We start from the raw sequence: 21,740 nt of genomic DNA on the forward strand, positions 1-21,740 counted from the left end.
CTGGGCCGGTCCTGGCGCATCGCCGCGTCGGATTCCGGACCGCCCAAAAGAAAAGGCCGCCGATGATCCAGCCGAGTCGATAACGGAGGCCATGAAAGCCTCCCTCGCCAAAGCAACGTGCCTACTTTAGCACCGGGCCCGCCCTTCTCCAAGTAAACGGCTATTCTGGACATATCCCGCGATTATTGAAGGAGACAACGTGTCGTTACTAGCATCGGTCAAATCTTTTGTGGCACACCAGGTGGGTCATGGGGAGGGACCGACGGGCGAGGAGGCTGCGGATCCATCAGGCGCCGCCCAGGAAGCCCTCGCCCTGCCCAATACGCATTTCTGGTCAGCTGACTACGCCACCACCACGCGCATGGATCCAGCCTCGGGACTGCTTTCGGCCACCACCGCCGGTATGGGTCCAGTGCCAGACGACATGACCGTCTACGACATCTACGCTGATCGGGCCCGCCGCACTCCTGACCAGCCGGTTCTGCACTTTGTGGAGAACGGCAGCTGGACCTACCGGACCGGCCGCGAGATTCTGCACGACATCAGGACCACCGCCAAGGGCTTCATGCACTACGGGCTGAAGAAGGGCGATGCCGTGGCCTTCATGTGCAGGACCAGCTATGAGTGGGACATCGTGGATGCCGCGGTCCTCTCCATTGGCGGGGTCATCGCCACCATCTACGACACCGACTCGTCCGAGCAAATCCGATTCATCGTCAACAACTCCGATGCCAGGCTACTGGTGGTGCAGACCACAGAGATGCGCGCCAAGGCCGAGGGGGCCGACAAGGAGTGCCCCACCCTGGAGCGGATCGCCTGCCTGGAATCCGGGGCCCTGCAGGAACTGCAGGCCTATGGGGAATCGGTCAGCGACGCCGAGCTTGACGAGCGGATCAACTCCATCCACAAGACCGACCTCTGCTCCATCGTCTACACCTCTGGTTCCACTGCGGCGCCCAAAGGCGTAGAGATGACCCATGAGCACTACTGCCAGCTGGCCAGAAACCTGAACGCTTTCATTCCCAATCTGACCCACGACCCGGATGGATCCATCCTGCTCTTCCTGCCCCAAGCCCACACGTTTGCTCGGGCCATCAGCTACGGGGTCGTCTACGGGACCATGCACGTCTACATCTCCTCTGGTCTGGCTACCCTGCTGTCCGATCTGCAGGAGTCCAAGCCAACGGTCATCATCGGCGTGCCCAGGGTCTTCGAGAAGGTCTACAACGCCGCATCCCAGAAGGCCGGGCACGGCATCAAGGGCAGGATCTTCAACGGGGCGGCCCGGGCTGCACGCACATACATGGAGGACATCTCCCGTCAGGGATGGCCGACCAGGCGCAGCGCCCTGCGGAGAGCCGTATATGACCCGCTGGTCTATTCTTCTCTGCGCCAGGTCCTGGGCGGGCGGGCCAAGTGGATTGTCTCCGGAGGAGCTCCCCTGGACCCGGAGCTGCTGGGGTTCTTCCGCGGCGCCAATGTTCCGGTCTATGAGGGCTACGGCCTGACCGAGACCACTGCACCCTGCGCCTTCAACCCCCTGGGCACCCCCTACCACCGGGGCTCGGTGGGCATCCCCTTCCCAGGATTCACCATCCGCATCGCCTCGGACAGCGAGGTGCAGATCAAGGGCATCTGTGTATTCCACCGCTACCACAAGAATGAGGAGGCCACCCGCGATTCCTTCACAGAGGACGGCTGGTACGCCACCGGCGACCTGGGACGGCTCTCCCGAGACGGGTTCCTCTTCCTGACCGGGCGCAAGAAGGACCTGATCATCACGGCCGGCGGCAAGAACGTCTCCCCCAGGCCCATCGAGGAGGTCATCGAGCGCTCCGAAATTGTCTCCCAGGCCCTGGTTCTGGGCGACAAGCGCCCCTTCATCTCAGCCCTGGTCACCCTGAACGAAACAGCCCTGCGTCCCTGGCTGGCCTCCAAGGGTCTGGATCGCAACATGTCCCTTCAGGAGGCAGCACAGAACGCTGTGGTCCGGGCCGAGGTCCAGGAGTATGTGGACCGGGCCAACGAGGGCGTCTCCCGGGCCGAGTCGGTGCGCAAGTTTATCATCCTGCCCGAGGAGTTCACCCAGGACAATGGTCTGATGACACCATCCATGAAGGTGATTCGGCCCAAGGTCATCGAGCGCTACGCTGACCTGCTGAACACCCGGATGTATACGGCCAAGCGCACCCCGGCACCCCGCCGCTGAACACGATCAGAACCCCAGGCGCTCCAACTGCTTGGGGTCAGTCTGCCAGTTGCGGGCGACCTTGACGTGCAAATCCAACCGGACCTTGCGACCCATGGTCCGGTTGACGGCGGTGCGCAACTTCTTCTTCACGCGCACCAGGTGCTCAGCCCCCCGCCCGATGACGATGGGCTTCTGGGAGTCACGCTCTACATAAATGCCTATATGGACCGTGTCGCGCCCGCCCTCTGGATCCGGATCGATTGACTCCACACGAACTGCCAGGGAGTGGGGCAGCTCGTCGTTGAGCTCCTCCAGGTAGGCTCCGCGAACCAGCTCAGCAATCATGTCCTCGGGACGCTCCTCGGTCAGCTGGTCGTCAGGGTAGAGCTGAGGGCCTTCGGGCATGACATCCATTAGAACCTTGGCCACCTCGTCCACGTTGTCAGCCTCCAGGGCGCTGACCGGAACAATCTGGGAGAAGTCGGCGAAGGCCCCGATCTGCAGGAGCTTGTCCACCAGCTGGCTTTTGCTCAGCTGGTCGATCTTCGTCACTACGGCGATCAGAGGCTTTCGCCAAATCCACTTGCCGTCCTTGTCCTTATGGGCGAAATCGGACCGCAACCGGCTGAGAATGCGACGGTCGCCTGGACCGATGGCCTGGTCTGCGGGCAGCAGGAACGCAATGGCATCCACGTCCGACAGGGATGCCTCCACCACGTCGTTGAGCCGTTGGCCCAACAAGGTACGCGGGCGATGGATGCCTGGGGTGTCCACCAAGACCACCTGGGCCTCGGGGCGGGTCATTATCCCCCGAATGGCCTTGCGGGTAGTCTCTGGCCTTGAGGAAGCTATGGCGATGGGCCTGCCTACCAGGGCGTTCATGAGCGTGGACTTGCCCACATTGGGTCGGCCCACTACCGCCACGAAACCCGATCGGTGGACCGGTGCCTTGCCCTCGCTCTGTTCTTCCTTGGTCATGAATTCTCCTGACTGTCCTGCTCGGATTGATCCCTGTCGGCCTGTTCGTCTCCTTGCTCAGCACCGTCTTCCAGGTCCAGGGCGATGTTGGATCCGTTGGCTGGCTCGACCACGATGGTGGCGATCTTCTTGCGACGGCCGACCGCCTCGCCGGCGGTCAATCTTATTCCTCGGGTCACCGCCGATGAGCCTGAAACTGGCACGGAGCCCAGCAGCTTGGTCAACAAACCGTAGACCGTATCTACGTCATCTTCATCAATGGTGATCTCGTAGAGCTCCTCCAGGTCGGCGATAGGCGTGCGGACCGGCAGCTGCCAAGTATGCGGGCCGATCTGCTTGGGCTCGTCGTGCTGGACCCGGTCGTGCTCATCCTCCAGCTCGCCCACGATCTGCTCGATGGCATCCTCAATGGTGACCAAACCGGCTATGCCCCCGTACTCGTCCACAACCACAGCCAGGTGGTGGCGTGAGCGTTGCATGTAGTGGAAGAGGTCGTCCACGGGCTTGGACTCTGGCACCAGAACGGGACGACGGATGATGGAGGCAACTGATCTGTCACCCTTGCGGTTGAAGGCCAGGGCACGGACCACGTCCTTCAAATAGACGATACCGACCAGGTCATCCACGTCTTCACCAATGGCGGGAATACGGGAGAATCCCGACCGGGAGAAGAGCTTCAGAGCCGAATCCAAACTGGCATCCTTGGAGATGCAGATCATGTCGGTGCGAGGAACCATGATTTCGCGTGTCAGCGTAGTCGATAGTGTCAGCACATTCTTCAACATCTCGGAGATCTCGGGATCAAAGGCACCGGCCTCCACCAGCTGGTCGACCATGGCCCGACCCTGTTCGATCTGGATCTTCTCCAGTTCCTCGTCGTCGGAAAGTTCGCCGCGAAGGTTTTTGCGGGCACTGGCTTCAGCCTGCCGTCGACGCTTGAAGGGGGTCAACAGAACAGCCATCCCGACCAGGCGCACGTGTTTGAGCAACGCTTCCATGGGCTGACGGGAACGACCACGAGGGCCCAGGGTGACGGAGATGGCAGCCACCAGGATGGCCATGACCACTCCGCACAGCAGCTGCTCCCAGAGAGGCATGCCACCAAGAGCAGCCATGCAGGCCACCAGGACGCCGACCATGATGTCACAGATGATGCGGAAAAAGGCACAGGCGCTTCCAGTCACCTGCCGCTGGGAGATTAGGTTCTGGGCCCGATGAATGCGGTCGATTCGCTTCATCCTGGAGAACTGGCTGAGTTCCTGGTCGGTCTGCAGGCCCAAAATCAAATTGTTGAGACTGGATCGGGTCACTCTGTTGAGCGCCCCCTGGGCCTCGGCCAGCGCCAGGGAGAGTATGACCAAGGCGATGATGGCCAAAGCCATGACCACCATGGCGGCTATGGTCCGCTCATTCATGAGATTTGCCTCTCTGAGAGGCACCACGGCCGTACCGCTCATAGATCTCCAAAGCATTGGTGGCTCCGGCCGGCAGCGCGGCATTCGCAATGGGCCCCTGGCGCAAGGCCAGGAAGGTCAGCAGCAGCTGGCGCTGCAGTCCGAACATCTGCGCCTCCTGCTCCCTGCTGGCGTGGTCGTATCCAAGCAGATGCAGGGTGCCGTGAATCGCCAGCAGCAGCATCTCCTCCATGGTGGAATGACCGGCAGCCAGAGCCTGCTGTGCCGCCACCCAGGGGCAGATGACGATGTCGCCCAGGATGCCCTCCTGCCGATGGTTCTCGTCGCCGGGACGCAGCTCGTCCATAGGGAAGCTCATGACATCAGTAGGGCCGACCAGGTTCATCCAGCGCTCGTGCAGCACCGCCATGGGCTCGGGATCGTTGAAGATGATAGTCATGTCGGACTGGGTGCTCACCCGCATCTGGTCCAGCACCCACACTCCCAGATCGGAGAAGGTTTTGGCATCGATCAGCCATTGGGTCTCGTTGGTCACTTCAACGCTCATGCCTGCTCCCGTCTCCGGCTGCGGGCTTGATCGGCGCGGTCGTAGGCCCGGACAATCTGCCCGACCAGCCGATTGCGCACCACATCGGCCGCCTGCAGGTGCACGAAGGCAATATCGTCGATGCCGTGCAGAACCTGTTCGATAGTGGCCAGACCAGACGCAGGCCCACCCAAATCCACCTGGGTGACGTCGCCGGTGATGACCATCTTGGTGTTGAAGCCCAAGCGGGTCAGGAACATCTTCATCTGCCTGCGGGTGGTGTTCTGCGCTTCGTCCAGGATGACGAAGGCATCGTTCAGGGTGCGCCCCCGCATGTAGGCCAGCGGGGCCACTTCAATGGTCTCATCGGCCAGAAGGCGGTGGAGCCGCGAAGTGCCCAGCATGTCGGCCAGGGCATCGTAGAGGGGCCGCAGATAGGGGTCGACCTTCTCATTGAGGGTGCCAGGCAGAAAGCCCAGGCTCTCTCCCGCCTCCACAGCAGGCCGGGTCAGGATGATGCGGCCGATGCGGCCGGCCCGGAATTCCTGAACGGCCTTGGCCACTGCCAAATAGGTCTTGCCGGTGCCGGCCGGACCAATGCCGAAAGTGATGGTATGCGTTTCAATGGCGGCCACATAGGCGGACTGGCCAGCGGTCTTGGGCCTGATCGGACCCTTGGAAGCCTGGGTCAGAGGGCGGCGGCGAACTGCAGCTGGGGCTGCCTGACGTGGTTGGTCAATGCCTTCCAGAGCGTTGTTCCGCTCCGACTCTGCCATAGCTGTCTGCCCATAATCGCGGTCTACAGAAGTATGGTTTATCGTATTGCGATCCTGAGTATTGCGGTCTGTAATTTTCTGCTCTTCCGGATGGGAGTAATCGGCTGCGTCGGCGTTCCCCAAACGACGGTGGTCCAGTATTCGCCCCACCTGATCGGCATCCACGGGAACCTGATCGGCGTTCTGCATGAGTTCGGTCAGTAGATCCCTGATCTGTGCCGCCTCAACGTCGCCCTGCCGGTCCTGAGCCCGCAGCATAATCCGGTTGCCACGAACCAGGATAGACACTGCCGGGAAGGCATGCTCGATCCTGTCAATGACTGCGTCTTCCGGCCCCAACACCTGAACCGGGTCGATTCCCTCCGGAATCTCCAGGGTTCGCGTAGTTACCGCCACGGATTCCCTTCCTGCACGATGACGATGGTGAACATGGGCTTCACTCGGGCAGCACCTGTCCGGTCAGGACGTGGGCGTGGACATGAAAGACCGATTGGCCGGCATCCTCCCCCGTGTTGAAGATCAGCCGGTAGGCTCCGTGGAAATCCTGGTCGGCGATCTGCTGCGCCACCTGGACGATGTGGGCCAGGGTGTTGGGATCGGCCTTGGCCAATTCAGCCACGGACGCGTAGTGGTGACGCGGGACGATCAGGACATGGACGGCGGCCTTGGGGTTGGCATCCTTGAAAGCGTAGACGGTCTCATCCTCATAGACCTTTTCACTGGGGACCTCCCCTGCCACGATTTTGCAGAAAATGCAGTCCTCCTGTCGATCGTCATCGCTCATGACCACTCCTTACCGTTTGCCGACATGGCTTTTTGGCGTTTTCGCTGTTACCCATCTTATTGTCGAGGTCGTATATTGCGCGCGACTTCATGCGCTGAGCTCAGGGGCTTCTGACTGCCAACGACCCAGCATGTCCGCCAGAAGGGTCAAGGCCACAGGTCCGGCCAAAGCGGCACGGAGGATGTTGCCCCCCAGCCGGACCGGTAGGGCCCCCTGCCTCATCATGCCCTGAATCTCCTGATCGGCAATGCCTCCTTCGGGCCCCACAACTATGGCAACCGACGAGCCCGACGGCAGCTTATTTACGCGTTTGCGGACCGCATCCCATCCAAGGTCGGCATCCTGGTGCAGTACCAGGACCAGACGTCCCTGATCGGTCGCCTTCCGGCACCAAGATGCGAGACCATGACTGTCCACCTTGTCCAGCAGTCGAGGACGGTAGGACCTTCGGCTCTGTTCGGTAGCCGCGTCCAAGGTGGTCTGCCAGTGCCGGTCGTTGCGGCCGGGCCGCCATTTGGCTATGGACCGGTCAGCCTGCCAGGGCATGACCTGATCCACCCCGATCTGGGTAGCCATGTCGATGGCCTGCTCGTCCCTACCGCCCTTAGCCAGAGCCTGAACAAGAATCAATTCCTTCTCGGGAGGTGCCTGGCGTCCTACAGTGGTGACCTCCACCAAGCCGGTCGATGCATCCCTGACCAGGGCGCTGATGCGCAGTCCATCTCCGTCTGAAAGATCCAGCTGGTCCCCGTTCTTCAGCCTCATGGAGCCCAGGGCATGGCGACGGATGTGCTCGGGCAGGGTCAGGCGCCAGCCTGTATGGAGCTCATCACTGGCCAATGGGGAATCATCATGGTCGGGATCCAGCAGGAAGAGGGGTGCGGTCATGGTGTTAGGCTACAGCCCGCTGCCGAAAAGCACTCGCCTACGACGACACGCTCCCCCAATCGACCAGTGCGCAATGCCGCCTGAGATGCTATGATTATTTCCGTTGCGATTACGCACCTGTCCGGGTGGCGGAATGGTAGACGCGCTAGCTTGAGGTGCTAGTGCCTATATATATACAGGCGTACGGGTTCAACTCCCGTTCCGGACACTCGATTCCACGTCGTTGGTGACTGCTGAGGTTCGTATCTTTTCTAATTTATATATTTGCTGAGAATCAGTGTCACATATAGAATTCGTAAATCCATGTATGGCTGGAATCGTGGCTTTGATTCAGGCAGCTGATCCATACGGCTCTTTTTGACTTGTCGTCTGACTTCTTCACCGAAATGATCAAGACTTGGTTTTCGGTCGCGCCGCCTATGCTGTTGTCAGAACCAGAAGGAGGTATGGCAGGCGTGCTGAAGGTGAGAATCGACTGCATCGAGGACGACAGAATCGAGGCCTACACCAGGCTGACCGAGCCGCAGTTGCGCAATCGTCTGGAACCAGCCAAGGGTCTGTTCATCGCCGAGTCCCCCAAGGTCATCGCCCGTGCCCTGGATGCCGGGGTTGAGCCCATTTCCTTCCTGGTCGAGGAGCCTTGGCTTGAGGGAATGAGCTCCATGTTCGACCAGGTGGACGCAGCCTTTGGACCCAACGTTCCCATCTACGTGGCCAGTCCTGCTCAGCTCAAGACCATAACCGGGTACCGGCTGCATCGGGGCGCGCTGGCCGCCATGCGACGCTGGCCTCTGCCTACAGTAGAGCAGATCTGCCGCTCGGCAAAGCGGGTGGCCGTCATGGAGAACATCGTTGATCACACCAACATCGGCGCCCTGATGCGTTCTGCGGCAGCCCTGCAGGTGGATGCGGTCCTGGTCACCCCCTCCTGCTCCGATCCCCTTTACCGCAGGGCCGCACGGGTCTCAATGGGCACGGTCTTTCAGGTTCCCTGGACCAGGATTGGCGGCGACGACGTCCACGCCTGGCCCAACCAAGGCATGCGCCAACTCCATGATCTCGGCTTCACCACGGCGGCCATGGCCCTGAACCGGGATGCCATCAGCCTGGATGAATTGGCTGAACGCCTAGGACCAGGGACTGACCAGATCGATCGCCTGGCCCTGATATTCGGTACCGAAGGCGACGGGCTGAGCCACAGGACCATCGCCCGGGCGGACCTGACCGTGCGCATCCCCATGAGCCACGAGGTGGACAGCCTGAATGTAGCAGCCTCAAGTGCCGTGGCCTTTTACGCGACCAGACCCAAGCATGCTGGCTGAACCAAGTCTGGCAACTAAGCCCAGCCAGCCAGTTGAGCTCGTTAACAAACTGACCGAGCCGACCAACTGATCTCTGGCAGCCAACTGATGTCTGGCAACCAACTGAACCCACTAAGCGACTGACTGAGCTTGTAAATCGAGCCCGTACTACATAGCAGATTCATGGTGCCTCAGTCGCTTCACTCCATGGCCGGGTCGAGCACTTAGTACCAGACAATCTTTGACATCAGACGACCCTTGGCATCAGGCGATGCCTGATCACAGACAACATCCGAACATGAGGCGACCAAGGAAAACGGATGACCCTACGCAATCAGCCCTCTTTTGAGACAGCCTGCGAATCCTCATGGATGTAGTCGTCAGGGTCGATGGTCCCCCGCCAGCGGCCGATGGCCTTCAAACCGTGGTACATGATGAGGGTGGCAACCGAGCCGATGGCGATGCCGTTGAAGCTGACTCCGGCCACCGCGAAGGTGAAGTCCGCGATGCCCACGATCATGACGACGGCACCCACAGTCATGTTGACGGACTTGCCGAAGTCCACCTTGTTCTCCACCCAGATACGGATGCCCAGCATGCCGATCATGCCATAGAGCATGGTGGTGACCCCGCCCAGAACGCCGGTGGGAATGGTGTTGATAATGGCCCCGAACTTGGGGCACAGGGAGAGCAGGAAGGCAAAGATGGCGGCACACCAGTAGGCGGCCGTGGAGTAGACCTTGGTGGCGGCCATGACGCCGATGTTCTCTGCGTAAGTAGTGGTGCCCGAGCCTCCACCCAGCCCGGCAAGCGTAGTGCCCAGTCCGTCGGCCATCAGGGCGGTTCCGATCTGATCGTCATAATCTCGGCCGGTCATCAGGGCCACCGACTTGACGTGACCGATGTTCTCGGCCACCAGGACCAGCACCACGGGGATGAACATGGCCAAGACAGATGGGTCGGCCTGAGGAGTGTGGAAGTGAGGTAGACCGAACCAGGCAGCCTTTTCCACAGCAGCGAAGTCCACCTGGCCCTGGGTGACTGCGAAGATGTAGCCGACAATGACGCCCAAAAGGATGTTGAGACGGCCGATCAGGCCCTTGAAGAGGACGGCTATCAGCATAACAGCCACCAGGGTGATCAGGGCGGTCAGCGGGGCCGACTTGAAGTTCTTCCAGGCCGAGGGGGCCAGGTTGAAGCCGATGATGGCGACGATGGCACCGTTGACCACCGGGGGCATAATCATATCGATCCATCGCGAACCTGCGAAGTGGACGATCAGACCAATCAGGAAGAGCAGGGCGCCGGTGACCATGATCCCGAAGGAGGCCACAGCCAGACCCTTGTGGGCGGTGGTCACTGCCAGGACCGGGGCGATGAAGCCGAAGGAGCTGCCCAGGTAGGAGGGCAGACGGTTGCGGTTGATCAGCAGGAAGAGGGCCGTGGACATGGCCGTGAAGAAGAGGGTGGTGGAGGGGTCGAATCCAGTCAGAATGGGAACCAGGAAAGTGGAGCCGAACATGGCAATGACATGCTGCGCACCGATGCCAGCCGTACGTGGCCATGTGAGTCGCTCATCGGGTTCCACCACTTCGCCCGGAGCTAATGTTTTCCCGTCGCCGTGCAGTTTCCAGCCCATGGACAATGCCATTTCACTGTGCTTTCTCTCGTGCGCCGTGCCGGTCACGGCGGACCGGAATCATCAGTATATTCACATGGGAGGACCCGAAACCATCTACCGGGCGGATGGTCTCACTGATAGGTGGGCATGTTCTCGAAGTTGAAGCCGATGGCGGCCAATTGTTCACGACCCTCAGGGGTGATCATGTCCAGGGTCCAACGTGGCGACCAGGTCCAATCGATGCGGAACTCCTCGACCAGGCCCGCCAGGACGCTGGCACACTGATCCTCGATCAGGTCAGTCAACGGGCAGGCCGGCGTGGTCAGGGTCATGGTGATGATGGCCCGTCCCAGTTCGTCGATTTCAATGCCATAGACCAAGCCCAGATCGACCACATCAATACCCAACTCGGGATCGATGACCTGGTGCAGGGCCTCCCTGACATCCTCTGCAGTGGCCCGGCCGATGTCGTCAACTGCCTTCAGAGGGATGGCCTCCTCAGCAGCAGCCTCGGCATCAGCGGCATTCTGATCCGCAGGCTTCTCACCATTGGTGGCTGACACACTTTCCGCGGATTCTACATTCGAACCCTGTCCAGCCGACGCACCTTCAGTGGAAGCTTCAGGGGTAGCTGTGTCAACAGGCTTATCGTCAGACTTGGCCGAATCGGACTTCTTATCCTCCCGGCCATCGACCTTACGCATGGAAGTGCCCTCGGCCGATTTCAGGACTGTCTCCGCGCCCAAGGGATTGCTGGCCAGCGCCTGCGCCGTGCCAGGATCACTGATGGCTCTGCCAACCGAGGCCAGAATGGAGTCCTGTGGCTCGGGAACCAGATTCGTATTGCCGCTCATACCTGCTCCTCCTTCTCACCTTCGCTGCCCTCACGTCCAGCTGACAGGGCTTGGGCTACCGAGGCCTTCATGCCTTCCCAGCCCAGTAGAGCGCACTTGATTCGCATGGGGTACTTGGACACACCCTGGAAGACCATGGCATCGCCAAGAGCGTCCTGGGCCTGCTCATCCTCAAGTCCGGCTCCGCGAGATTCCATGAGCCTGCGGAAGTCAGCAGCCAGGTCCATGGCATGATCAACAGTCTGCCCCTGGACCAGATCCACCATGATGGACAGACTGGCCTGGCTGATGGAACAACCCGAACCCTGCCAGACGATTCGCTGGATGAGGTCGGGGCCGCCCTGCTCGCCAGGCGCCACTTCCACATGGATGGTGGCCTGGTCCCCGCAGGTGGGGTTGAACTGATGGGACTCGGCAGCCAGGCAGGCCTCGTGCTCCACCCGGATGGTCACGCCGTCGCCATCGGAGTCTTCTCCCCCATCAGCCTGATCCCCTACGCGCCCGTGAGGATCACGGGCTGCGTCCAGAATCACCTCCTGGTACATCTGCTCCAGTTCTTCGTCATCCATCCCGAAATCCGCCATGTCCTTAAACCTACCAGTAAGTCTTTGCTAAAACCGTCAATGTGCCGCCGGTGAAGACCCTCAGCCTACTTTGAAGAAGCCGCGAACGCCGGAGACGGCATCCAGCAGGGCATCCGTGTCGGCCACAGTATTGTAGACGCCGGTAGAGGCCCGGTTGGAGGCCATCAGGCCAAAGTGACGATGCACCGGCTGAGCGCAGTGGTGCCCTACGCGGATGGCAATACCACGCGAATCCACATACTGGCCTACGTCGTGGGGATGGACTCCCTGAACGTCGAAAGCGACCGTGCCGATCCGGTCCTCTGGTGTGGTCGGACCTAGGATGCGCACTCCGTCCAACTCCCCCAGCCTCAACAGACCGGCGGTGATGGCCTTCTCATGTTCGGCCACCTTATCCATGCCCAAATCCATCAGCCAATCGGCGGCTACTCCGGCCCCGATCATCTGTGCCACCGGCTGTGTACCGGCCTCGAACCGAGCCGGGGGATCCATATAGCTGGCAGGACGATCCAGATAGGCCAACTCCACCATGGAACCGCCGAATGATGCCGGAGGCAGGGCCTCCAGGAGTTCCCTACGGCCATAGAGGAAGCCCACACCGGTCGGGCCATACATCTTGTGGGCGCTCCAGGCAGCGAAGTCCACATCCATGGCGTGCAGATCCACAGGCAGATGAGGCACCGACTGGCAAACGTCAAGCACCACCAGGGCACCCACCTGATGGGCACGGCGGACGATGGGCTTTATGTCAGTGATGGCACCAGTCACATTGCTGACGTGGGTGACGGCGACCACCTTGGTTCGCTCGGTAATGACCTGGTCGGCGGTATCGGCCAGAACACGGCCTTCAGGGTCCAGATCAAAGTACTTGAGGACTGCTCCGGTCCGATAGCAGAGCTCCTGGAAGGGCAGCAGGACCGAGTGGTGCTCGGCCTTGCTGACCACGACTTCATCCCCGGGCTTCAGCGCAAATCGACGCGCCGCCTTGCCTCCGCGACCCAGACTGGCGTTGCCGAAGGCGGTGGCGAGCAGGTTCAGAGCAGCCGTGGCCCCGGCGGTGACGACAATCTCCTCGCTGCCCTCCTGGCCTTCTGCGCCGACCAGGGCAGCCACACGTGAGCGCGCGTGCTCGAAAGCCACGGTGCTGCGGGCGGCCAGTTCGTGGGCGCCCCTGTGCACCCCGGCATTGTCCTTCAGGTAGAAGTCCCGAACGGCATCGATGACCGCCAGGGGTTTCTGGGCAGTGGCAGCCGAATCCAGATAGACCAGAGGGTGGCCATGCACCTGCTGGTCCAGAATCGGAAACTGCTGTCGAATGCTGTCATCAATGACCATTGCGGACCTCTTCTCTTATCCTCAGGCCAGGGCTGATTCAGAGTCGGCGCCCTCGGGCAGGTACTGGTCGTACCCGGTCTCCTCCAGGGTGTCGGCCAGCTCAGGGCCACCGGTCTTCACAAAGCGGCCATCTGCGAAAACGTGGACGATGTCAGGCTTGATGTACTTGAGAATCCTGGTGTAGTGGGTAACCATGAGCACACCCATGCCGGTATTCTCCTTGGCCCTGTTGACCCCTTCGGAGACGATGCGCAGGGCATCCACGTCCAGACCGGAGTCGGTTTCGTCCAGGATGGCGAACTTAGGCTTGAGCAGCTCCAGCTGCAGGACCTCGGCACGCTTCTTCTCGCCGCCTGAGAAGCCCTCGTTGACCGAGCGCTGGGCAAACTTGGGATCCATGCGTAGCCGCTTCATGGCTTCATTCAGATCCTTGGTCCACTGACGGATGGCCGGGGCCTTGCCGTCGACCTCGGTCTTGGCGGTACGCAGGAAGTTGGTCATGGATACACCGGGCACCTCGACCGGGTACTGCATGGCCAAGAAGAGCCCGGCCTTGGCTCGCTCGTCTGGGGTCATCTTGAGCAGATCTTGCCCATCCAGCAGGGCCTGGCCTGAATCCACCTCGTACTTGGGATGCCCGGCCAGGGTGTAGGCCAGGGTGGACTTGCCCGACCCGTTGGGCCCCATGATGGCGTGGGTCTCACCGGAGTGGACGGTCAGCGTGGCCCCCTTGAGGATCTGCTTGCGACCCTCCTTGGTCTCCACCGAGACGTGCAGATCCTTGATTTCCAATGTGGACATGTCAGTTCTCCTCCAAAACGTGCTGCATCTCTTGATCCTCGCCGGCCGCCAGCCTGCGGTCGATGACCCCCATCAGGTGCCCGGAGACGCTGGGGACGTCAATCTCCTCCACCAGTTCACCGAAGAAGCCTCGAACCACCAGCTTGCGGGCTTCCTGCTCGGGAATGCCGCGGGACTGCAAGTAGAAGAGCTCCTCGTCGTCGAAGCGTCCGACCGAACTCGCATGGCCTGCCCCGATGATGTCGCCGTTCTCGATCTCCAGGTTGGGCTCGGAATCGGCGATGGCCCCAGGGGTCAGAACCAGGTTCCGGTTGAGCTCGTATGAGTCGGTTCCAGGCGCAGTCGGCTGAATGAGCGCGTTGCCCACCCAGGTGGTGTGCGCGCCGATTCCGTCCAAGGCACCCTTGTAGACCACACGGGACTTGCAATTGGGATGGTTGTGCACCACCATGGTCCGGTGCTCCATGTGCTGGCCGGGATCGACGAAGTAGATGCCCAGCATGTTCAGGTCGCCCTGCTCGCCGCCGAAGTCCTGGTCCATGCGCAGCCGCACGACATCGCCGCCCAGACTGACCACAGAGTGGCGCAGGGAGGCCTCGGCGCCCAGATGAATGCGGTGGTTGCCTACATGCTTGCTGCCCTTGTCCCACTCCTGAATGAAGGTGGTCGACATCTGCGAATTGTCACCGATGTCGATTTCAACCCCCTCAGCCAGACGTGCCTGGCCCTGGTGCTCGACCACCAGATCGGCCTTGGTGCCCGCTTCGGCCTTGATCACCAAGTGGAAAGCATCGAGTTCGGGGCCGCCACCGTTGACACGGACCAGCACAGGCTGATCCAGCGTGCCCTTGAGGTTGACCACAGTCGCCTGCTTACCGCTCGCCCACTCCACGGCTGCCGCTCGGTCGCTGGGCTTGAGGACGGTGCCGCAGGGAGCCTGATCCATAGGAATTTGGCTGAAGCTGACCTGATCCGCGGGCGGTTCGGACCCGTCGATCATGGTGACTGAGACCTTGGTCAGACCGCTGGGCTTGAAGACAGTGAAGAACTCCTCCATCCGGTCGATGGGGGTGAACCGCCAATCATCCTGCTTGCGGGTAGGCATGAGAAAGTCATCAGGGTTGAAGGAACGTGGCTCCTTGTCGGCACTGGACGGCATGGTGGCCGGGAAAGCATAGGGATCCTTGGGATCCGCATGCGGAATGGTTATTTCGCTGTTTTGTGACATCAGCCTACCGAACCCTCCATCTGCAATTCGACCAAGCGGTTAAGCTCCAACGCGTACTCCATGGGCAGCTGCCGGGAAATGGGCTCCACGAACCCCCGCACGATCATGCCCATGGCCTCCTTCTCCTCCAGGCCGCGGCTCATCAGATAGAAGAGCTGGTCCTCGGAGACCTTGGAGACGGTGGCCTCATGAGCCATGGAAACGTCGTCCTCGCGAACATCCACGTGCGGGTAGGTATCCGAACGAGAGTAGTCGTCCACCAGCAAGGCGTCGCAGACCACCGAAGAAGAGGACTTCTCGGCGCCTTTGATGATCTTGACCAGGCCTCGGTAAGCGGCCCTTCCCCCGTTGCGGGAGATGGACTTGGAGACGATGGTGGATGAGGTATGGGGTGCCAGGTGAATCATCTTGGCGCCCGTGTCCTGGTACTGCCCCTTGCCGGCGAAGCCCAGGGAGAGGGTCTCGGCCTTGGCGTAGGGCTCGGCCAGGATGCAGGCCGGATATTTCATGGTCGCCTTGGACCCGATGTTGCCGTCCACCCACTCCATGGTGCCGCCCTCGCGCACATAGGCACGCTGAGTGACCAGGTTGTAAACGTTGTTGGACCAGTTCTGGACCGTGGTGTAGCGCACACGTGCATGAGGTTCGACCACAATCTCCACGTTGGCCGCGTGCAAAGAGTCAGTGGAGTAAATGGGTGCTGTGCAGCCCTCCACGTAATGGACGTAGGAACCCTCGTCGGCAATGATCAGCGTGCGCTCGAACTGGCCCATGTTGGGTGTGTTGATACGGAAGTAGGCCTGCAGGGGGATGTCCACATGGACGCCCTTGGGCACGTAGACGAAGGATCCGCCCGACCAGGCCGCCGTGTTCAGTGCGGCGAACTTGTTGTCGTCCGGGGGGATGACCGTGGCGAAGTACTTGCGGAAGAGGTCCGGGTACTCTTTCAAGGCCGTGTCCGTATCCAGGAAGATGACCCCTTGTTTGCGCAAGTCGTCGCGAATGGAGTTGTAGATGACCTCAGACTCGTACTGGGCGGCAACACCGGAGACCAGCCGCTTCTTCTCGGCCTCGGGGATGCCCAGCCGGTCATAGGTGGTACGGATGTCGTCGGGCAGGTCCTTCCAGTCCTTGGCCTGCTCCTTTAAAGGCTTGACATAGTACTTGAAGTCGTCGGCATCGAACCCGCTTAAATCCACGCCCCACTTGGGCATGGGCTTTTCCATGAAGGCCCGATAGCCCTTGAGACGCATCTGCAGCATCCAATCAGGCTCGCCCTTGTCGGCCGAGATGGCACGGACCACATCCTCGTCAATGCCCTTGTGGGCATTGCGCCCGGCGTCATCGGAGTCGTGCCAGCCATAGGTATAGTCGCCGAACTCGGAGATGATCTGGTCGTCTTTTTTGATTTTTTCTTCGTTGACGCGGGAGCGGTCGGCCACGTACTGGCTCATTTCCACATCCCGCGATGTGTCTGTCCGCTGCGAGGTGCTGTCCACGAGCTGAGACCTCCTAACACACGCACGGCCGCCATATGCGGCCGTTCACACCATTACAGGATAACCGGGACCATAGTGAACCGCCAGACCCCGGCTTACGCTCTCTAAGGAATCCGGCCCTTCCTCTTGACAACAGTACCGATACGGACAATCGCCCGCTTCCCATAAGAGGGAAACGGGCGATCATAGTCAACGTTTTTGAAAACGGATTGACCTCAGGCGGCCTCCTGGCCTCCGTGCTCCAGGCTGGCCTTGACCAGGCCGGCGAAGAGGGGGTGCGGCTTGGTGGGCCGGGACTTGAACTCCGGGTGAGCCTGGGTGCCCACGTAGAAGGGATGCTGGTCCTGGGAGAGCTCTACGAACTCGGTCAGCTGCCCGTCCGGGCTGGTGCCCGAGATGTGCAGGCCGGCCTTGTCCAGCCGCTCCTTGTAGGCCACGTTGACCTCGTAGCGGTGGCGGTGACGCTCGGAGATCTCGGTGGAGCCATAGAGCCGGGCCACCAGGGAGTCGGGCTTGAGCACTGCCGGGTAGGCGCCCAGCCGCATGGTGTGGCCCATATCGCCATGGCCGGCCACGATATCCTTCTGTTCCTCCATGGTGGCGATGACCGGGTTTTCGCAGTCAGGCTCGAACTCCGAGGAGTTGGCGTCCTCCAGCCCCAGGACGTGGCGGGCGAACTCGATGACCATGGACTGCAGACCCAGGCAGAGTCCCAGGGCAGGCAGGCCAGTCTCGCGGGCGTAGCGAAGGGCGCCAATCTTGCCCTCGATGCCGCGGATGCCGAAGCCGCCGGGGACCACGATTCCGTCCACACCCTCCAGGGCCTTGCGGGCACCATCCATGGTCTCGCAGGTGTCGGCTGCCACCAGCTTGACCTGGACCTGGGAACGGTTGGCGAAGCCGCCGGCCTTCAGCGCCTCGATAACCGACAGGTAGGCGTCAGGCAGGTCGATGTACTTGCCCACGATGGCGATGGCCACCTTGGTACGGGGATTGTGGACTCGGTCCAGCAGGTCCTCCCACTCGTTCCAGTCGACGTCGTGGAAGGGCAACCCCAGCTTACGTACAACGTAGGTATCCAGACCCTCCTTATAGAGGATCTTGGGCACGTCGTAGATGCTGGGCGCATCCACGCAGTTGACCACGCCCTCGGCATCCACGTCGCACATGAGGGAGATCTTGTCCTTGATGCCCTGGTTGAGCGGCCGGTCGGAGCGCAGCACCAGGGCATCGGGGGCGATGCCCAGCTGGCGCAGGGCCATGACCGAGTGCTGGGTGGGCTTGGTCTTGAGCTCGTGGGCGGCGGCCACGTAGGGCACCAGGGAGACATGGACGAACATGCAGTTGTCCGGGCCGATGTCCCGACGCACCTCGCGGGCGGCTTCCATGAAGGGCTGAGACTCGATGTCGCCCACAGTCCCGCCGATCTCGGTGATGATCACGTCCACATCGTCGTTGGCCTGGGCCCGCATGCGGCTCTTGATTTCGTTGGTCACATGGGGAATGACCTGGACGCACTGGCCCAGGTATTCCCCCGCCCGCTCCTTGCGGAGAACAGACTGGTAAATCTGACCGGTGGTCACGTTGGCCTTCTGGGAGAGGAAGACATCGGTGAAACGCTCATAGTGGCCGATGTCCAGATCGGTTTCGGCCCCATCCTCGGTCACGTAAACTTCGCCGTGTTGGAAGGGGTTCATGGTCCCCGGATCGACGTTGATGTAGGGATCCAGCTTCTGTTGAAGAACGCGGATTCCGCGGCTTCTCAGCAGTCGGCCCAGAGATGATGCGGTCAGTCCCTTACCCAGTGAAGAGACCACGCCGCCGGTGACGAAAATGTGTTTGGTGATATGCCCTTGCGAATTTCCATGTTCTCTGACCATGGAACTTCAGCCTATCAGGCAGGAGCGACCAGAAACCAGCCAACACTCGAGGAGTACGGAAGGTTTCAGGGACGGCTGAGATGCAGGTGGTCAGCCAGGTAGCGACCGGTCACTGAATCAGGGTTGCGGGCCACAGATTCAGGGTCGCCCTGAGCTACGATTCTTCCGCCACGATCGCCGCCGCCCGGACCCATATCGACCACATGGTCGGCGTTGGCGATCATGTCCAGATCGTGCTCGATGAACACCACTGTGGCCCCCTTGCTGACCAGACGCTCCAGCACTCCAATCAGGACGCGCACATCCAAGGGATGCAGACCTGTAGTGGGCTCGTCCAAGACGAACATGGAACCATTCTGCCTGCGGCCCAATTCGTTGGACAGCTTCAGCCGCTGGGCCTCCCCGCCAGACAGGGAGGGAGTGTCCTCTCCCAGTGTCAAGTAGTCCAGACCCAAGTCCTTCAAAGTCTGCAAGCCTCGGCGAATGGCCGTGTACTCGCGGCCCTGCGCAAAGACCTCCAGCGCCCGGCCCACCTCCATGGCCAGCAGATCGGGCAGGCTCAGCGGCTTGGGGTGTGCCGGTGTGGACAGACGGTAATGCTCGGCCTCCGGACGATATCGACGACTCTGACAGCTGGGGCAAGTGATGGGGATGTCGGGCAGGAACTGCACGTCCAGGCTGATCTGGCCGGTTCCGTCGCACTGGGGACAGCGCAGTGATCCTGTGTTGTATGAGAATGCTGAGATGCCCAGCTTGTCCTTTTTCGCCTGGTCAGTGGCCGCGAAGAGGCGGCGCAACCGGTCCATGAGCCCTGAGTAGGTGGCCACCGTGGAGCGCACGTTGATGCCGATGGGCGAGGAATCCACCAGACGAACCCTGTCGATGCCGGCTGGGTCCAGACTGTGCACATGTTTGGGCATGGGGTCGCCCTGGATGCAAGCCTGCAGGGCCGGGACCAAGGACTCCAGGATCATGGTGGTCTTGCCTGAGCCGGATACGCCGGTAACAGCCGTCATGCACCCACGAGGAATGGCCAGATCCAGAGGGCGGACCGTGTGAATGAGTCCTGACTGCATGCGAATCCATCCATCTCCTGCCGGCATAGGGTGACGGTCCCGTACCAGAACAGGTTCGCGTCCATCCAGAAAACCTGCGATGCGCGAGTCCGGATTCGCAGCGATCCGTTCAGGAGCTCCCTGGGCCAGGATCTTGCCGCCGCGCTCCCCTGCCCCGGGACCCATTTCGATCAGATAATCGGCTGATTCTAGGACCTTGACATCGTGGTCGACGAAAACCACCGAATTGCCATCAGCCAGCAGGTCGCGCATGACCCCTATAAGCCCCTCCAGGTTGGCAGGATGCAGACCGGTCGAGGGCTCGTCCAGCACATAGAGCACGCCTGTGGTCTCATTGCGCACCGCCCTGGCTAGCTGGGCCCGCTGCCTCTCACCTGTGGACAGGGATGCGCTGGAGCGGTCCAAGGTCAGGTAGCTCAGTCCCAACTGAATCAACCGCCTGCCCATCTCGTCCAGGGTCCTGCAGAGGGCCGAAGCCATGGGCTGCATGGGTTCAGGCAGCGTGGGCGGCAACTTTCGACCCCAGCCCAGCACCTTGTCCAGAGGCCAGGAGGTAACCGTGGCCAGATTGTCCCCATTGATCTCAGGCAGACGCGCTCGCTGGTTGAGCCGGGTACCCTTGCAGTCCGGGCAGGTCCGCTCAGTCAGAAACTTGGCCACCTTGGCCAGTCGCTTGTCATCATTAGCCCTCTTGAGCTCCTCGGTCACGGTCAAGCGTGCGTTGCGGAAAGTGAAGTCCAGCTCGTGAACCCCCTTGACCGAAGTGATGGTGATGTGCTTCTTCTCAGCCGGCCCTTCGAAAACGATCTTCCGCTCCCGATCGGTCAGGTCCCGCCAAGGTACGTCGGTACGGACTCCGAACTCGCGGACGATGTCTGGCTGGACGTTGAAACCGAAGGTTCGCCAAGGCACCACGGCACCCTGGTCGATAGTCAGACTGCCATCGGGAACCAGGGTGGCATCGTCCACCTCGCGCACGGTCCCGGTCCCCTGGCAGGTAGGGCAGGCTCCCAGAGAGTTGAAGGCCAGCTCCTCAGCGCTGGGAGGCTCCACTTTAGCACCGCAAGTAGGGCAGGCGATGGGTATCTCGGCTGCCACAGCCAGGGTGGGCTCCTGGCGATGGCCATTGGGGCAGACATGGCTGGCCAGCCGTGAGAACATCAGCCGAAGTACATTGAGCAGCTCGGTGGCGGTGCCGAAAGTGGAGCGCATGCCTCCCACGCCCGGCCGTTGACGCAGAGCTAAAGCCGGCGGCAGAAAGCGCACCGAGTCCACCTGGGGGCGTTGGGCCTGGGTCATCCGCCTCCTGGTGTAGGTGGATAAGGATTCCAAATAACGCCGGGACCCCTCGGCGTAGAGGACCCCCAGAGCCAGGGAGGACTTGCCGGAGCCCGAGACCCCGGCAATGCCCACCAAGTGATTCAAAGGAATGTCGACATCCAGATTGCGCAGGTTGTGGACCCTGGCGCCGTGGACAAGGATGGCCTTGGGCGGTGCGGAGAGTTTCTTGCCGGTCTCTCCGCTCTCACTCATGCGCTCTCCAACAGATGGGCCACAGCTTCCAGGGCAAGCCGATAGCCATAGAAGCCCATGCCGGTGATGGTGCCGGTGGCCACCGGTGAGATGACGCTGCGTCGGCGGAAGGCCTCCCTGGACGAAGGATTGGAAATATGAACCTCCATCAGCGGCAACCCTGCTTGGGTGACCTGAACGGCGGCATCGGCAAGCCCGTAGCTGTAGTGGGTGAAAGCCGCCGGGTTGAGCACCACTGCGCTGCCTTGGTCCACGGCCTGATGCATCCAGCGAATGACCTGGCCTTCGTCGTCCGATTGCAACACCTGGACATCCAGACCCAGTTGCTGACCCCAGTCTTCGCAGTCACGGGTCAGAGTAGCCAGATCCTGACGACCGTAAACATCAGGGTCGCGCACTCCCAGCCGACCCAGGTTGGGTCCGTTGACCACCAGAACCGTCTGCCTACCCTTGTCGGCATCCGCCATCTG

The 21,740-nt window shown here is 61.3% G+C and carries 18 protein-coding genes and 1 tRNA gene; 3 read left to right on the forward strand and 16 right to left on the reverse strand.

Annotated features, from left to right (window positions below):
• Positions 1-199: 199 nt before the first annotated feature.
• On the forward strand, positions 200-2,209 hold the full coding sequence (locus tag H3V09_RS02570; protein WP_198190841.1) for an AMP-dependent synthetase/ligase: 2,010 nt from the start codon (positions 200-202) through the stop codon (positions 2,207-2,209).
• A gap of 6 nt (positions 2,210-2,215) precedes the next feature.
• Here the strand turns inward: H3V09_RS02570 and era are convergent, their stop codons facing one another.
• The 6 genes from era to H3V09_RS02600 all read right to left on the reverse strand — a co-directional run bounded on the left by era (position 2,216) and on the right by H3V09_RS02600 (position 7,558).
• On the reverse strand, positions 2,216-3,169 hold the full coding sequence (gene era / locus H3V09_RS02575; RefSeq protein WP_046322959.1) for a GTPase Era: 954 nt from the start codon (positions 3,167-3,169) through the stop codon (positions 2,216-2,218).
• Positions 3,166-4,584, reverse strand: coding sequence for a hemolysin family protein (locus tag H3V09_RS02580; protein ID WP_046322960.1), 1,419 nt, complete (start codon positions 4,582-4,584; stop codon positions 3,166-3,168). Before H3V09_RS02580 ends, era begins: the two co-directional genes overlap by 4 nt.
• Positions 4,577-5,131 carry an rRNA maturation RNase YbeY gene (gene ybeY / locus H3V09_RS02585; RefSeq protein WP_046322961.1) on the reverse strand — a complete coding sequence of 185 codons (555 nt, stop codon included), beginning with the start codon at positions 5,129-5,131 and terminating at the stop codon, positions 4,577-4,579. Before ybeY ends, H3V09_RS02580 begins: the two co-directional genes overlap by 8 nt.
• On the reverse strand, positions 5,128-6,282 hold the full coding sequence (locus H3V09_RS02590) for a PhoH family protein (RefSeq protein ID WP_046322962.1): 1,155 nt from the start codon (positions 6,280-6,282) through the stop codon (positions 5,128-5,130). The genes ybeY and H3V09_RS02590 overlap by 4 nt, the downstream gene beginning before the upstream one ends.
• A gap of 40 nt (positions 6,283-6,322) precedes the next feature.
• Positions 6,323-6,670, reverse strand: a complete 348-nt coding sequence (locus tag H3V09_RS02595; RefSeq protein ID WP_046322963.1) for a histidine triad nucleotide-binding protein — start codon at positions 6,668-6,670, stop codon at positions 6,323-6,325.
• 87 nt (positions 6,671-6,757) lie between these two features.
• Complete coding sequence (locus H3V09_RS02600; protein ID WP_046322964.1) at positions 6,758-7,558, reverse strand: 16S rRNA (uracil(1498)-N(3))-methyltransferase; 801 nt, start codon at positions 7,556-7,558, stop codon at positions 6,758-6,760.
• Between the two features lie 119 nt (positions 7,559-7,677).
• Here H3V09_RS02600 and H3V09_RS02605 point away from each other — a divergent pair.
• Together H3V09_RS02605 and H3V09_RS02610 are read left to right on the forward strand one after the other, a co-directional pair.
• Positions 7,678-7,766, forward strand: a tRNA-Leu gene (locus tag H3V09_RS02605).
• A gap of 238 nt (positions 7,767-8,004) precedes the next feature.
• Entirely contained in the window at positions 8,005-8,880 is an 876-nt protein-coding gene (locus H3V09_RS02610) for a TrmH family RNA methyltransferase (protein ID WP_232339341.1), read from the forward strand.
• A gap of 313 nt (positions 8,881-9,193) precedes the next feature.
• Here the strand turns inward: H3V09_RS02610 and H3V09_RS02615 are convergent, their stop codons facing one another.
• The 10 genes from H3V09_RS02615 to aroQ all read right to left on the reverse strand — a co-directional run bounded on the left by H3V09_RS02615 (position 9,194) and on the right by aroQ (position 21,737).
• Positions 9,194-10,510, reverse strand: a complete 1,317-nt coding sequence (locus H3V09_RS02615) for a uracil-xanthine permease family protein (protein ID WP_110417249.1) — start codon at positions 10,508-10,510, stop codon at positions 9,194-9,196.
• Positions 10,511-10,611: 101 nt separating this feature from the next.
• Complete coding sequence (locus tag H3V09_RS09105) at positions 10,612-11,334, reverse strand: metal-sulfur cluster assembly factor (protein WP_046322967.1); 723 nt, start codon at positions 11,332-11,334, stop codon at positions 10,612-10,614.
• Entirely contained in the window at positions 11,331-11,918 is a 588-nt protein-coding gene (sufU, locus tag H3V09_RS02625; protein ID WP_046322968.1) for a Fe-S cluster assembly sulfur transfer protein SufU, read from the reverse strand. Before sufU ends, H3V09_RS09105 begins: the two co-directional genes overlap by 4 nt.
• Before the next feature lie 60 nt (positions 11,919-11,978).
• The gene (locus H3V09_RS02630) at positions 11,979-13,253 is read right to left on the reverse strand and encodes a SufS family cysteine desulfurase (RefSeq protein ID WP_046322969.1); all 1,275 of its coding nucleotides are present in this window, start codon (positions 13,251-13,253) and stop codon (positions 11,979-11,981) included.
• 21 nt (positions 13,254-13,274) lie between these two features.
• A complete protein-coding gene (gene sufC / locus H3V09_RS02635; RefSeq protein ID WP_029678566.1) occupies positions 13,275-14,054 on the reverse strand; it encodes a Fe-S cluster assembly ATPase SufC in 780 nt (259 codons plus the stop codon).
• A 1-nt stretch (position 14,055) separates the two neighbouring features.
• Positions 14,056-15,282 carry a Fe-S cluster assembly protein SufD gene (gene sufD / locus H3V09_RS02640; protein ID WP_198190842.1) on the reverse strand — a complete coding sequence of 409 codons (1,227 nt, stop codon included), beginning with the start codon at positions 15,280-15,282 and terminating at the stop codon, positions 14,056-14,058.
• Positions 15,282-16,736, reverse strand: coding sequence for a Fe-S cluster assembly protein SufB (gene sufB / locus H3V09_RS02645; protein WP_081581024.1), 1,455 nt, complete (start codon positions 16,734-16,736; stop codon positions 15,282-15,284). Before sufB ends, sufD begins: the two co-directional genes overlap by 1 nt.
• 260 nt (positions 16,737-16,996) lie before the next feature.
• Entirely contained in the window at positions 16,997-18,661 is a 1,665-nt protein-coding gene (locus tag H3V09_RS02650; protein ID WP_198190843.1) for a CTP synthase, read from the reverse strand.
• A 65-nt stretch (positions 18,662-18,726) separates the two neighbouring features.
• On the reverse strand, positions 18,727-21,270 hold the full coding sequence (locus H3V09_RS02655; RefSeq protein WP_198190844.1) for an excinuclease ABC subunit UvrA: 2,544 nt from the start codon (positions 21,268-21,270) through the stop codon (positions 18,727-18,729).
• Entirely contained in the window at positions 21,267-21,737 is a 471-nt protein-coding gene (gene aroQ / locus H3V09_RS02660) for a type II 3-dehydroquinate dehydratase (RefSeq protein WP_198190845.1), read from the reverse strand. Before aroQ ends, H3V09_RS02655 begins: the two co-directional genes overlap by 4 nt.
• Positions 21,738-21,740: the final 3 nt, after the last annotated feature.

The sequence above is a fragment of the Bifidobacterium sp. M0399 genome, assembly GCF_016100595.1.
In the GTDB taxonomy this organism is placed as follows: Bacteria; Actinomycetota; Actinomycetes; order Actinomycetales; family Bifidobacteriaceae; genus Bombiscardovia; species Bombiscardovia polysaccharolytica.

Excerpts from the sequence above, each read along its gene's own strand:
- era (WP_046322959.1), bottom strand. The coding sequence starts at position 3,169 with ATGACCAAGGAAGAACAGAGCGAGGGCAAGGCACCGGTCCACCGATCG.
- H3V09_RS02580 (WP_046322960.1), bottom strand. The coding sequence starts at position 4,584 with ATGAATGAGCGGACCATAGCCGCCATGGTGGTCATGGCTTTGGCCATC.
- ybeY (WP_046322961.1), bottom strand. The coding sequence starts at position 5,131 with ATGAGCGTTGAAGTGACCAACGAGACCCAATGGCTGATCGATGCCAAA.
- H3V09_RS02595 (WP_046322963.1), bottom strand. The coding sequence starts at position 6,670 with ATGAGCGATGACGATCGACAGGAGGACTGCATTTTCTGCAAAATCGTG.
- H3V09_RS02600 (WP_046322964.1), bottom strand. The coding sequence starts at position 7,558 with ATGACCGCACCCCTCTTCCTGCTGGATCCCGACCATGATGATTCCCCA.
- H3V09_RS02610 (WP_232339341.1), top strand. The coding sequence starts at position 8,005 with ATGGCAGGCGTGCTGAAGGTGAGAATCGACTGCATCGAGGACGACAGA.
- H3V09_RS02615 (WP_110417249.1), bottom strand. The coding sequence starts at position 10,510 with ATGGCATTGTCCATGGGCTGGAAACTGCACGGCGACGGGAAAACATTA.
- H3V09_RS09105 (WP_046322967.1), bottom strand. The coding sequence starts at position 11,334 with ATGAGCGGCAATACGAATCTGGTTCCCGAGCCACAGGACTCCATTCTG.
- sufU (WP_046322968.1), bottom strand. The coding sequence starts at position 11,918 with ATGGCGGATTTCGGGATGGATGACGAAGAACTGGAGCAGATGTACCAG.
- H3V09_RS02630 (WP_046322969.1), bottom strand. The coding sequence starts at position 13,253 with ATGGTCATTGATGACAGCATTCGACAGCAGTTTCCGATTCTGGACCAG.
- sufC (WP_029678566.1), bottom strand. The coding sequence starts at position 14,054 with ATGTCCACATTGGAAATCAAGGATCTGCACGTCTCGGTGGAGACCAAG.
- sufD (WP_198190842.1), bottom strand. The coding sequence starts at position 15,282 with ATGTCACAAAACAGCGAAATAACCATTCCGCATGCGGATCCCAAGGAT.
- sufB (WP_081581024.1), bottom strand. The coding sequence starts at position 16,736 with ATGAGCCAGTACGTGGCCGACCGCTCCCGCGTCAACGAAGAAAAAATC.
- H3V09_RS02650 (WP_198190843.1), bottom strand. The coding sequence starts at position 18,661 with ATGGTCAGAGAACATGGAAATTCGCAAGGGCATATCACCAAACACATT.
- H3V09_RS02655 (WP_198190844.1), bottom strand. The coding sequence starts at position 21,270 with ATGAGTGAGAGCGGAGAGACCGGCAAGAAACTCTCCGCACCGCCCAAG.
- aroQ (WP_198190845.1), bottom strand. The coding sequence starts at position 21,737 with ATGGCGGATGCCGACAAGGGTAGGCAGACGGTTCTGGTGGTCAACGGA.